This is a genomic window from Butyricimonas sp. Marseille-P2440, assembly GCF_900091675.1.
Lineage (GTDB): Bacteria > Bacteroidota > Bacteroidia > Bacteroidales > Marinifilaceae > Butyricimonas > Butyricimonas synergistica.
The window spans coordinates 385048-397886 of record NZ_LT594609.1 but is presented as its reverse complement, the minus strand read 5'-3'; the positions used below and the strand labels follow the sequence as shown (position 1 = coordinate 397886).

Below are 12839 nucleotides of genomic sequence, written 5' to 3'. Positions count from 1 at the left end.
AAAGTGTGGGTACGACCACATTGTGTCAGAAAAATTTCTAAAGTGATGAAATTGACTCTATTTTTTTTGTTGTTTTTCTTTGTATCGGCTAGTGCCTTTACTCAGAAAGTGAATATCTCGGTGAAGTCAGATATGAGTTTGAACGAGGTATTGAAGCAGTTGAAAGATCAGTCGGGAATTCGTATCCTGTACGATGCGGGTAAAACAAAACAGGTGCAGTGCCGCGAGATGAAGATTTCGGATATGGAGATTGCCGAGGCTTTGAAACAGATATTAAAAGACACTCGTTTCGAATTTTTTGAAGAGGGTGGCGTATATATCGTTCGGGAAATCGCCGTACAACAGGCTAAGGTGGTTCGTATTGTCGGGAGAGTGACCGATGAGAAGAAACAGCCTCTGGCGGGTGTTACCGTGCAATTGAAGGGATTCACGATAGGTACGGCAACGAGTGGAGATGGAAATTATCGACTTTCGATTCCGAATGCCCCGGAAAAGTTTTCTTTACTTTTCTCTTTTATCGGAATGGAAACGCAAGAAATTGCATACACGGGAAAAGACACGATCAACGTGGTGATGAAGGAAGACGTTGAGACGTTGGACGATGTTGTCGTGACCGGGTACATGAATGTTAATAAGGGTAGTTACGTGGGAGCTGTGACATCGGTAAATGTGGATGATATTAAGGTGGCGGGCGTGACTTCTATTGATCAGATGTTGCAAGGAGTTGTTCCCGGGATGACGGTTCGAATGAGTACGGGACAGGTCGGTGCAAATCCGAAAATCAGGGTAAGGGGAACTTCTACTTTGTTGGGAAATCAAGAACCGATTTGGGTTGTTGATGGAGTGATTCAACGCGATCCGATCGCTATGCAGGAAGATTTATCCGGGGATATAGAGGATATGCGTACGATTGTAGCTAATGCTATTTCTTGGTTAAATCCTAATGATATTGAGACGCTGACGGTATTGAAGGATGCTTCTGCCACGGCTATTTACGGATCGAATGCTGCTAACGGGGTGATCGTGATCACGACGAAAAGGGCTCAATCGGGGAGGACTTCTGTTTCGTATAGCGGTACGTTGACCGTTGGGCAGAAGCCTCATTACGGGTTGTATGATCGGATGAATTCACAGGAACGGATGCAGTTGTCTCAAGAGATCTATGAAGAGCGGGTCTCTTTCCCCTCATCCATCTTGCCCATCGGGTACGAGGGGTTGGTGACGAAGTTGAATAGCAAAGAAATTACCGAGAGTGAGATGTTGGAAGAGTTCCGTCGGTTGGAACGGGTGAATACGGATTGGTTTGATATTTTATTCCGAAATTCAGTGAGCCATACGCATTCGTTGAGCGTGACCGGGGGATCGGATAAGGTCTCTAATCGAACTTCAATTAATATTTCCGAAACGATAGGGGAAGCTATCGGGAATGAAATGGCTAATTTTTCGGTGAGTTCGAACACGACGGTGAGGTTTACTCCCACTTTCCGCACGAGTTTTATGCTTAACGGGAGTTACCGGACCACGGATGGTTTTACTTATAACGTGAACCCGTTTAATTATGCTTATAATACTTCTCGGGTGATCCCCGCGTATAATGAGGACGGGACCTACTTTTATCATGAGAAAATGGGAACTGTGAGTACGGTCGAGAGATTGAAAAGCGTGTACAATTATAATATTATTAATGAACGGGAAAACACGGGAAACAAGAATAATTCGAAGAAATTGTCCGCAACTTTGGATTTAAATTGGGAGTTGCTGCCGGGCTTACAATATCAGGGAGTGTTCTCTTACGATTTGTCTTCTTCCAATATCAAGAGTTGGGCAACGGAGAATTCTTTCTATATCACCCAAACGAGAGGTTATGAGTACGGGACTGTGTTGGCTAATAGTGCGGAAGAAAAGGCTTCCCGTTTACCGTGGGGCGGTTTGTTATACACGGAGGAGACTTCCGTGCGGACGTATACATTCCGGAACAGTTTCGTGTATGACAAGACATTGAACGATGTGCATCGTTTTACTTTGCAGCTGGGAATTGAGGCAACTTCTGCCAAAACAACGGGGACGAATAATAAGACTTTTGGCTATTTGAAGTTCCGGGGAGAAGGATTTGCGAATGTGCCTCTTACTTATACGCCGGTCGGACAAACAGCTTCGGATAATGATCTTTATGAGGATATGAGGACAAACCGTAAGGTGGTGAATAGGGAGAATAATTCTTTGAGCGAATATTTTGCGGGTATTTACTCGTATGATAATCGTTACGTGTTGAATTTTAATGCCCGTTTGGATGCTTCTAACCGCTTCGGGCAGGATCCGGATAAAAAGTTCCGTCCGACTTGGTCTGCCGGTTTAAAGTGGAGAGTGGGGAACGAGCATTTTGCAGCGGGATGGAATTGGATTGACGGGCTTGACCTTTCGGCTTCGTACGGTTACCAGGGAATGGCGGTGGAAACCGTGTCTCCTTATTTGATTGCTTCGGATGGAGGTTTCCATAATCAGTATAAACAATATACTTTAAAAATTAGGAACTTGCCTTATGATAATTTGGGCTGGGAGAAGACGAAAACCTGGAATTTCGGTGTGGATTTGTCTTTCTTGAGGGGACGTTTGAATTTAGTGGCTAATATGTTCAAGAAGGATAGCGATGTGTTGTCATCCCGGGATGTACCGGCGGAGAATGGTATGCTTAATTCCGTGATTTTCGGTTCAAAGATGGAGAATAAGGGGTATGATTTAACCGTGAATGTGGTTCCTGTCCGGAATAAAGATTTTACTTGGCAGTTTTCAATAAATACGGCTGTCACGAAAAATAAACAGACGAATAATGAGCGGGTGAATACATTGGATGATTTTTTGAACGGGACGTGTATTGTGAACGGGGAGTCGTATTCAAGTTTTTATTCTTTGGAGTTTGACGGGCTTGACCCGGAAGATGGGACACCCCTGTTTAAGAATTTGGATTTGGACACGGATGATTTTATGAATTATTTGGTTTATAGCGGTAAGGATGAACCGGATTTTAGTGGAGGGCTTTCAACCTCGTTCCGTTATAAGAATTTTCGGTTGCAAGCGAATTTTTCCATGCAATTTGGAGGGCAGGGACGTATTCCGGATTTGTATAACCCAGCCAATGGCCAAAAAGGGCTTCCTTCTCCGGAATTAAATGCTTCGCGGAAATTGTTGAATCGTTGGAGAAATCCCGGGGATGAAACTATTTATCCCTCTTTGCCGGGACGAGGCAGGACAGATGGATTGTTACTACCGGGGTCAGGAACTTATAAAACTCCTTACCAAATGTATAATTTGGCGGATATCCGAGTAGCCGATACGGATTTTATTCGTTGCACGCAGTTGTCGTTGAATTATCAATTCGGAGAGAAGGTTTTACGAGCCGTGCATGCTAATAGTTTGAGTTTAGGGATAAGCATGTCAAATCCGTTTATGATTGTGTTCGATAAGAAATGGGAAGGGATTGATCCGGAAACGGGCGGATGGCCGACCCGGCGTACGATGTCGTTATCATTGAGTGTGGCGTTCTGATGTTAAAATTTAAAATAGAAGAGATGAATATAAAAGATATATTTAAATGGATGATTCTTGCGGCATGGACTTTGTCGTGGAGCGGTTGTTCTGATTTTTTGAATGAAGAGTCGCAAGATGAGGTTATTCCTAAGACAGTTTCCGATTTTAGCGAATTGTTGATGGGGAGCGGTTACCCTGATGCGTCTAGTTATGTGGGTGCGATTTGTGCCCAGTTGGATGACGATAAAGAGATGAACTGGTTGGCACAGGAGTTATCGGGAAATGTTTTGGGAAGTACGGAGGCTGAAGCATGGTATCCTGTGTTTACTTGGCAGCCGGACATGTTCCGACGGAATGAAGGTGTCGTGTTGGCTTCCACGGAATATTACCAGTTTTACGAGAGAATCAAGGGGTGTAATGCCGTGTTGGATTATATCGGAGATGCCATCGGCACGGAAGCCGAGCGTGAAAAAGTGAAGGCCGAGGCTTTGGCATTGAGGGCTTACTATTATTTCTGGTTGGTGAATCTGTATGGTGAACCTTACAATTACAATAAGACGGCATTGGGTGTACCCTTGAAGCTGGTTTCCGCTGTAGACGAGGAAATCGGTGGCCCCCGGGAAACCGTGGAAAAGGTGTATGAACGAATTTTGGAAGATTTGAATGCTTCTGCACGTTTGTTCGAGAAATATGAGGTCGTGATCGGGAATTATCGAATCAATCTTCCAGCCGTGAAGGTCTTGTTGTCCCGCGTGTATCTGTACATGGAGCAATGGGATGATGCGGCACAAGCTGCCACGGAGGCGATTCGCTTAGGCAAGGGGTTGAGTGACCTGACCTCTTTGGAAGACAGTGAATTCGGGGGGATGAACAGTTATACGATGACGGAAACTTTATGGATCTTTGGAGCTAGTATCGCTAATTTCAGTAATGCTTTTACCTTCAGCTCCGACTTGTTGAGTTTATACACGGCTAATGATAAGAGAATGGGAATGTACATTACCGAGGATTATACTTGGGATGGAACGATTTTGAGAGGCTATATTTTCAATAAATGTGGAGCCACGAATGAACCGGGACAGTGCCTGCGTTTGTCGGAGGCTTATTTGAACCGTGCCGAGGCTTATGCCCAGATGCCGGACAAGAGGACGGAAGCATTGTCCGATTTGAATGAACTTCGGAGTAAACGTATTGTGGGATATGTCGATGTCAATATCACGAATCCCGAAGCGTTATTGGATACGATCCGTAAAGAACGGCGTCTGGAGCTTTGTTTCGAAGGGCATCGTTGGTTTGACTTGCGGCGTTACGGTATGCCGGAGATCAAGCATGTGTATCAGGAGAGTGAGACCGCCCCGAAGATGGTGTACACGTTGAAAGAACAGGATCGGATGTACACGCTTCCGATCCCACCGAGCGTGATGGAAAAAAACAGCCAATTGGTGCAGAACGTTTCTGATAGTGAACCTTTAAGACAAGGAGTTGTGGAATAATCATTAAAAAAGAGAATTATGCGAAAGATATTTGTTTTTGTGCTTGTCGCTTTAAGCACGTGGACGGCTTGCTCGGATGATAAGGATTTAGGACCGGATATTCCATTTGTAGGAAGTTATCAATTGCCACAGGGAAAATCTTCAGCGGATGACCGTATCGTGGAGCTTTTCAACACGTATGGTTCGTATTTCTTGTACGAGTACACGCAGAAGGATTTTAACTGGACTCAAGTGAGTGTGGGTGGTAGTGCCAATTATTCGTACGGGACTATATTGGGAGACCCTGCTTATGCCGGGGATTGGTTGGATGTAATGGAACGAATCTGGTTGGATTTTTATCCTAAAGATTTTTTGGTAGAAAATTTACCTTACCGGATACTGATGGCGGATTCAATTAAACAGACCTATACGTACGAGAGACCGGCGACTTACTATAAAGTTTATTTGACCACGAATACGTTGGTTATCGCAGGATTGAATAAGGATATTGTTTCACTATCGGGAGCGGCGGAGAAATCTTTTAAAAATGTGTTGCAGCAGGAGTTCCTGAAGCATTTGATTAATTCCGGGGCACTCGTGGCTCCAGATGAATTTTATTATGTGAGTGATTATTCCAAAAAGGCTACAGCCGGGGTAGAGGCTAGAACAAGAGGATTTGTCCCGAGTATAGATATGGAAGAGTCTTACGGATCCGTGTATGATTGGTGTACTTACATTGTTTATGGAACAACGGAGTTGTCAAGGACGGATGATTTGAGGCATTATCTGATGAATATGATTAGTCACGCGGAGACGGAATCCGATTCTTGGGGGACTTACCTGACTTATCCGTTGGTGAAAAAGAAGCATGATATATTGAAGAAGTATTTCCTGGAGGAATATGGTATTGATTTCCAAAAGATAGGGAATGCTAATGCAAAGTATTCGGAGTAAGTAAATCAGTATATTAATAATGACAGAACTTTTTTATGCTATCGCTTTTTAGCGATAGCATAGGATCGGTCTGTGTTTAAAAAGAGGTGTTTTAGTTCGTTGTATGAAATAATTTAATGAAATTGTTGTATGGAAAATTCGATTGTAAAAGTAGAGCATTTGTCTCATCGTTACAGTGTTCAATGGGCTATCCGGGATATTGATTTCGAAATCAATCAGCGGGGTATCATGGGACTCTTGGGCTCCAACGGGGCGGGAAAATCAACCACGATGAATATTATATGCGGGGTGTTGAAACAAACGGAAGGAAATGTGTTTATCGGTGGGGTTAATTTGCGGGAGAATCCGGTGGAAGCGAAAAAGAATGTCGGCTTTCTTCCCCAAAAAGCACCCCTGCATTTGGACTTTACGGTGGATGAGTATCTGACGTATTGTGCCGATCTCCACATGGTGGATAAGAAACGTGTTAAAGCAGCCGTGGATGAGGCGAAGGCACGTTGTGGCATCACCCATTTCAGTAAACGGGTGTTGCGGAATCTTTCCGGGGGATACCAGCAGCGGGTGGGCATCGCGCAAGCGATCGTGCATAACCCGAAGTTTGTCGTGTTGGACGAGCCGACCAATGGCTTGGATCCGAATCAGATCGTGGAGGTGCGCCATTTAATCAAAGAGATTGCCGAAGAGCGTTCCGTGTTGCTTTCCACCCATATTCTTTCCGAGGTACAGGCGACTTGCCGGGATATCAAGATGATCGAGAACGGGCAGATGATTTTCTCGGGTACCATCGAGGAATTTGATAATTATATCCAGCCGAATACCCTGTTGGTGGAGTTGGATACGCCCCCGATGGAATACGATCTGATGTTGCCGGGAATCTCTCGGGTAGAAACTTTATCGGGAAAACGCTTCCGTTTGCAGTATGACGGAGATCAGGACACGGCGAAGCGGGTTGCCGAACAATGTGTCACCCGGGGATGGGGATTAATCGAGTTGGTCATTGAGAGAAGTTCGTTGGATGCGGTATTTGCCCAATTATCAAAAAATGCCGCCAAAGGGAAAAGGAAATAGTATGTAAATTTATTTGACAGAATATTATGAGACAAATATATAAAATAGCAAAAGCAGAATTAGCCACGTTGTTTTATTCTCCGGTAGCGTGGTTTATTTTAGTCGTGTTTTCTTTTCAGGTAGGAATGACTTTTGTCGAGTTGATCGGGGAGCAGGCACAGGCGAACACATTGGGATATAGCTGGGGTTGGCTGACAGCCAACCTGCTGGGGGGAATGAGAGGTTTGTTCACGGGAGTGCAGCAATATCTTTATCTGTATATGCCCTTGTTGACCATGTCTTTGATGAGCCGGGAGTATAGCAGCGGTTCGATTAAATTGTTGTATGCTTCGCCGGTGACTTCCACGCAGATTATTTTGGGTAAGTTCCTTTCCATGATGCTCTACGGGTTAGTGTTGTTGGGAGTGTTGATTGTTATGGTATTGTTTGCCGGGTGTGTTATTGATCATTTCGCTTTCGGCGAGGCTTTGTCCGGACTGTTGGGGTTGTACTTGTTGTTGTGCGCTTACGCGGCTATCGGTTTGTTCGTGTCTTCGCTGACTTCTTATCAGGTGGTAGCCGGCATCGGGACTCTGGTGATTTTGGCTGCTTTGAATTACGCGAATCAGGTGGGGCAAAGTTACGACTTCGTGCGGGATATCACTTATTGGCTTTGTATTTCCGGTCGTTCGGGAGAAATGATCGCGGGATTGATTTGTAGCGAGGATGTGATTTATTTCATTACCGTGTCGGCAATGTTCTTGGCATTGACGATTCTGAGATTGAATTCTACCCGCCAGTATGCTCCCAAGGGAGTGATGTGGGGCAAATACCTGGGGGTGATAGCGGGTACCTGTATGGTCGGGTATATCACCTCCCGTCCGGCAATGATGTGTTTCTACGATACGACGGAAACCAAACGGATGACGTTGACACCCAAGAGCCAGGAAATCATGAACAAGTTGGAAGACGGAATGACGATCACGACTTTTGTGAATTACCTCGACCGGGATGCTTATTTCGGAATACCCGAGATGGTGAATCAAGATAAGGAGCGTTTCAAGCAATATCTGCGTTTCAAACCGGATATCAAGATGAAATATGTTTATTATTATGACACGGTGACGAATAATCCCTGGTTAATGAATCGTTACCCGGGTAAAACCATCCATGAAATCGCAAAAGAAGAAGCCGAGAAAAAAGGGTGGAATCTCAAGAAGCTCTTGACGCCGGAGCAGATCAAGAAAGTAATTGATTTGGAACCGGAAGGAAATGTTTTCGTGCGCTTGGTGGAACGCAAAAACGGGCAGAAAGCTTTCTTGCGCTTGTTCAATGATATGGAAAAATTCCCGAGTGAAGCTGAAATAGGAGTGACCTTCAAACGTTTCGTGATGGAAATGCCGAAAGTCGGATTTCTTACCGGACACGGGGAGCCTTCTATTACGGGGGAGTTGAAGAGAGATTACCTGTTGTTTGCCGGTGCGAAAACATTCCGCCATTCGTTGCTGAATCAGGGATTCGACACGGAAGAGGTGTCTATTTCGGGTAATTCGGATATCCCCGGGTATATAAATATATTGGTTATTTCCGATATGAACAAGGCTTTGACCCCGGAAGAGATGGCTAAATTGAACAGATATATCGAGCGGGGAGGTAATTTGCTGATAGCGGCAGGAGCCGGGAAGCAGGATATCATGAACCCGATTGTCGAGCCGTTGGGTGTTCGTTTCTTGCCGGGAGTTTTGGTGCAGAAGAAGGTGGATATCCTTCCTAATTCAATGATGTTGACCGCTGTGCCCGAGACGGTAAAAGAACTTTCCTATCACTATGAGTTCATGTGGTTGGTACGTAAATTTAAAGTGAATATGAAAGATGCCGTGGGTTTGGACTACACGACGGACAGGGGCTTTACGGTGCGGGAATTGTTGCGTACGGATTCTACCGGGTGTTGGAATGAGATGGAGACGCGTGATTTCGTGAATGACACGGTGGTGTTGAATCCGGCAGCCGGAGAGGTGGAACGGATGTATCCGACAGCATTGGCTTTGTCCCGTAAGATAGGCGATCGGGAGCAGCGTATTATGATTTTGGGCAATGGCAGTTGTATCAGTAATGACGGCGTTGCCGGGGAGAGAGGTGTGGCTGTTGCGAACTATCCGTTGGTGACCGGAACATTCCATTGGTTCTCTTATGGCGAGGCTCCTTTAGACGTGCGTCGTCCGGGCGGGTCAGATGATAAGATCCATTTAAGTCGTCCGGATATGCCGTACGTGAAGGCTGCTTTCATGGTCGTGGTGCCCGTGCTGTTGCTTTTGTGGGGCGTGGTGCTGTGGATCCGTAGAAAGAGAAATTAACCGGGTAATCGTGGTGTGCTTTTCAAAATTATAGAATAAATTGAAATAAATGGGATTTCGAATAGATAAACAGACTCTGAATGATTTGGCAATATTGAGTGCCGGGTCAAACAAATCGGTGTACGAGATCTTCAACAGGACGCATACCCGGGGTGGGGCTAAATTGCTGGAAGAAATGTTCCAGCAGCCCCTATCGGAGTGCGACTTGATTGCCAACAGGAGTGCGGCGATCCATTATTATATGGAGTGTGGTATGGAATTTCCGTTCAGGGCAGCCATTTTCGATGCTATCGAGTTCTACTTGGACAACACGGATACGCGTAGCCAGTTGATGAGCCAGAACAATACGTTGGAATGGAAAATGAAAAATCTCATGGGAGCCGATACGGGATATACCTGGATACAAAACGGGATCTTGGGATGCCTCGAATTGCTGAATACCTTGAATGATTTTCTGAATAAAACCGGCAACACGAGCAGTAAAGATGTGGCAGAGGTAAATCTGAACCTGAGAAACTTGTTGAACAATGAAAAATGGTCTTGGTACCTGGATAAGAAAAAAATAAATTACGAACAGGCTGTCGTTTACGACCGGGTATTCCGTTTCGAGGAGCGGGAGAATTTCCGGAAAGTACTTTATTACGTTTACTTGATGGACGTTTATATTGCTGTGGCACAGGTAGCCAAAGAACGCGGGTTTGCTTTTGCGTCCGTGTGTCCCGGTGAATGTAATGTGTTGAAGATGAAAGGAGTTTTCCATCCGTTTTTAAAGCAGCCGATAGGCAACACGATAGAGGTGGACGAGAATAGTAATATTATTTTTCTCACGGGGGCGAATATGGCGGGGAAGTCCACGTTTATGAAAGCTTTTTCCATCGCGATATTCTTGGCTCATGTCGGTTTTCCGGTTCCGGCGGAATCGATGGAATTTTCCGTGCGCAACGGGATGTTCACGACAATTAATTTGCCCGATAACCTGAGCATGGGATATAGCCATTTTTACGCTGAAGTATTGCGTTTGAAAAAAGTGGCGATGCAACTGCAACAGACAAAGAACCTTGTGATCGTGTTCGACGAGCTTTTCCGGGGTACGAATGTAAAAGACGCTTACGATGCCACGCTTGCCGTGACGGAAGCTTTCGCGGGAGTCCCCAATTGTTTGTTTTTGATATCCACGCATATTATCGAGATCGGCTTGGTATTGAAAGAGCGGTGTAAGAATATCCGTTTTGTGTACCTCCCGACTAAGATGGAAGGGAGTCAACCGGTTTATACTTACCGGCTGACAGAGGGTATCACGAATGACCGGCATGGAATGATCATCATCAACAACGAGAAAATAATCGATATTATAAACGGGGAAGGAGGAGTGCAATGAGTTTTGAAACCGACAAACAGACCTTGGACGACCTGAATATTTTGGGTAAGTATAGCGGCAATTCCGTTTATAGCTTGTATAGCGGTTTGGTTACCCGCGGGGCAGAACGATTGATGGACCAGATGTTTACTCATCCCTTGACCGATGCGGATGAAATAAACCGGAGAACGGCGATTTTCCGTTATTTTAAAGAGCATGATCTCGAATATCCCGGCGATCCCGAGGGATTGGAGGAGATCGACCAATATATCGGAAGTGCCGGGCGTACGGCTTGGTTCGTCAATTTGTTATCGTTGTGCAAAATGAAGGCGTTAGAGATGATTAGCAAAGACGAGCATTTTGCTATCTGGCGCACGCGAATGGAAACAACCCTTGATTTCCTGCGGGAAGGGAGGGGGTATTTGGCTCGAGTGAGTGAGAATATCACCGGGAATCCGTTGGAGGAACGTGTCCGTTGGGGCTTGGACTTGCTGGATAACAAGGCTTTTACCCGTTTGTTGGAAGATACGACACGCCCCTTGACGTTCGGTCGGATGTTTGCCATCGACCGTCTGCTGCGGGGTGAATGGCTCAAACCCTTGCAGGAATTACTCGCCCTTTTCGTTGAAATAGATTTATATACTGTGGTCGGGCGTGTGGCTCGCGAGAATGATTTTTGTTTCGCGGAAGCCATGAAAGACGGGGAGGTGTCTATGGAGGTAAAAGGTTTGCATCATCCTTGTATCCGGAAGGCTGTTTCCAATGATCTTACTATTACCAGGCAAAAGAATATTTTCTTTCTCACGGGAGCGAATATGGCGGGGAAGTCCACGTTGATGAAGTCTTTCGGTATCGCGGTGTATATGGCACACATGGGATTTCCCGTTGCTGCCGGTAGCATGCGCTTCACCGTGCAGGACGGGATGTACACTTCTATCAACGTGCCCGATAACATCAACATGGGATATAGTCATTTTTACGCTGAAGTGCTTCGGGTGAAGAAAGTGGCTATCGAGGTGAGTCTTTCCAAGCGGCTGGTCGTGATCTTTGACGAACTCTTCAAGGGCACGAATGTCAAGGATGCTTATGATGCCACGTATGCTGTGACGTCAGCTTTGGCAAAGCGTCATGCTTGTTCTTTTATGATCTCGACACATATTATCGAAGTCGGTCATGAGTTGGGAAAAAATTGTGATAACGCGACGTTCGCTTACCTGCCCACGGTGATGAACGGAAGCGTGCCGACTTACACGTATAAGTTGGAGCCAGGCATAACCAATGATAAACATGGGATGATTATCATTAATAATGAACGGATTGTCGAACTTATTCGGGAAGTAAAATAGAAGAAATATTTCGGATAATTGTAATTACCTCATGGACTTATTAATCAGTCGATGAGGTAATTTGTTTTATGGCTAATCCCGGGTACGGTTGCTTTTCTCGAATATATCATTTACTTTTGTTGGGATAATAGTATGTACATGGAAGATAAGGAAACCCATATTTTAGTCCGTTTGCAAAATCGTGACCGGGAAGCGTTTCGGTTTCTTTATGAGCGGTATTTCTCTAAAATGGTCTTGTTTGCCGAAAGTTACTTGTATGACGAGGAGGAGGCGAAAGACTTGGTACAGGATTTATTCTTTTATATCTGGGATCACGCGAAGACCTTGCAGGTCGTGACCTCTTTGAAAGCATATCTTTACACCTCTTTGCGGAATCGTTGCTTGAACGTGTTGCGTGACCGTAAAATTCGGGATGAACACAACGATAAGTTGTTTGAGGCGCAGTTGTTTTCCGGAACAGAAGATGTGGTGATAGACGAAGAGGTACAACAACGATTGCAAGAGGCGTTGAACTCTTTGCCGGATCGGTGCAAGGAGATTATTATGTTGAAAGTGGTGGAAGGGAAAAAGAACCGGGAGATAGCCGAGCAATTGGATATTGCCGAAACCACGGTAAAAACACAAGTGCAACGTGCATACCGGATGTTGCGTGAAAAATTGGTGCCGATTCTCTTGTTGATAGAATGGTTACAACAAGGTTAATGTATTTGTACGGGTAAAAACTTTTCGTTAAAATCATTTTTTTTGTACTCCGTTTTTTGTTCCGGTGTGTCTTAGGTATGTA

The 12839-nt window shown here is 45.2% G+C and carries 8 protein-coding genes; all 8 read left to right on the top strand.

All coding sequences use genetic code 11. The features are described 5' to 3' along the window. The first annotated feature begins 45 nt into the window (after positions 1 to 45). Entirely contained in the window at positions 46 to 3543 is a 3498-nt protein-coding gene (locus BN8899_RS07525; RefSeq protein WP_065218950.1) for a SusC/RagA family TonB-linked outer membrane protein, read from the top strand. 23 nt (positions 3544 to 3566) lie between these two features. Beyond that, positions 3567 to 5018 carry a RagB/SusD family nutrient uptake outer membrane protein gene (locus tag BN8899_RS07520; RefSeq protein ID WP_187376804.1) on the top strand — a complete coding sequence of 484 codons (1452 nt, stop codon included), beginning with the start codon at positions 3567 to 3569 and terminating at the stop codon, positions 5016 to 5018. Positions 5019 to 5036: 18 nt separating this feature from the next. Then, a complete protein-coding gene (locus BN8899_RS07515) occupies positions 5037 to 5951 on the top strand; it encodes a hypothetical protein (RefSeq protein WP_065218949.1) in 915 nt (304 codons plus the stop codon). A gap of 129 nt (positions 5952 to 6080) precedes the next feature. After that, positions 6081 to 7019, top strand: a complete 939-nt coding sequence (locus BN8899_RS07510; protein ID WP_065218948.1) for an ABC transporter ATP-binding protein — start codon at positions 6081 to 6083, stop codon at positions 7017 to 7019. Between the two features lie 26 nt (positions 7020 to 7045). After that, positions 7046 to 9352 (top strand): Gldg family protein, encoded by a 2307-nt coding sequence (locus BN8899_RS07505; RefSeq protein ID WP_065218947.1) that lies wholly within the window; start codon positions 7046 to 7048, stop codon positions 9350 to 9352. Positions 9353 to 9401: 49 nt separating this feature from the next. Then, complete coding sequence (locus BN8899_RS07500; protein WP_065218946.1) at positions 9402 to 10730, top strand: MutS-related protein; 1329 nt, start codon at positions 9402 to 9404, stop codon at positions 10728 to 10730. After that, positions 10727 to 12055 (top strand): MutS-related protein, encoded by a 1329-nt coding sequence (locus BN8899_RS07495; RefSeq protein ID WP_065218945.1) that lies wholly within the window; start codon positions 10727 to 10729, stop codon positions 12053 to 12055. The genes BN8899_RS07500 and BN8899_RS07495 overlap by 4 nt, the downstream gene beginning before the upstream one ends. 138 nt (positions 12056 to 12193) lie before the next feature. After that, positions 12194 to 12757, top strand: coding sequence for an RNA polymerase sigma-70 factor (locus tag BN8899_RS07490; RefSeq protein ID WP_040371952.1), 564 nt, complete (start codon positions 12194 to 12196; stop codon positions 12755 to 12757). Positions 12758 to 12839 lie beyond the last annotated feature (82 nt).

Excerpts from the sequence above, each read along its gene's own strand:
- BN8899_RS07495 (WP_065218945.1), top strand. The coding sequence starts at position 10,727 with ATGAGTTTTGAAACCGACAAACAGACCTTGGACGACCTGAATATTTTG.
- BN8899_RS07515 (WP_065218949.1), top strand. The coding sequence starts at position 5,037 with ATGCGAAAGATATTTGTTTTTGTGCTTGTCGCTTTAAGCACGTGGACG.
- BN8899_RS07490 (WP_040371952.1), top strand. The coding sequence starts at position 12,194 with ATGGAAGATAAGGAAACCCATATTTTAGTCCGTTTGCAAAATCGTGAC.
- BN8899_RS07500 (WP_065218946.1), top strand. The coding sequence starts at position 9,402 with ATGGGATTTCGAATAGATAAACAGACTCTGAATGATTTGGCAATATTG.
- BN8899_RS07520 (WP_187376804.1), top strand. The coding sequence starts at position 3,567 with ATGAATATAAAAGATATATTTAAATGGATGATTCTTGCGGCATGGACT.
- BN8899_RS07510 (WP_065218948.1), top strand. The coding sequence starts at position 6,081 with ATGGAAAATTCGATTGTAAAAGTAGAGCATTTGTCTCATCGTTACAGT.
- BN8899_RS07505 (WP_065218947.1), top strand. The coding sequence starts at position 7,046 with ATGAGACAAATATATAAAATAGCAAAAGCAGAATTAGCCACGTTGTTT.
- BN8899_RS07525 (WP_065218950.1), top strand. The coding sequence starts at position 46 with ATGAAATTGACTCTATTTTTTTTGTTGTTTTTCTTTGTATCGGCTAGT.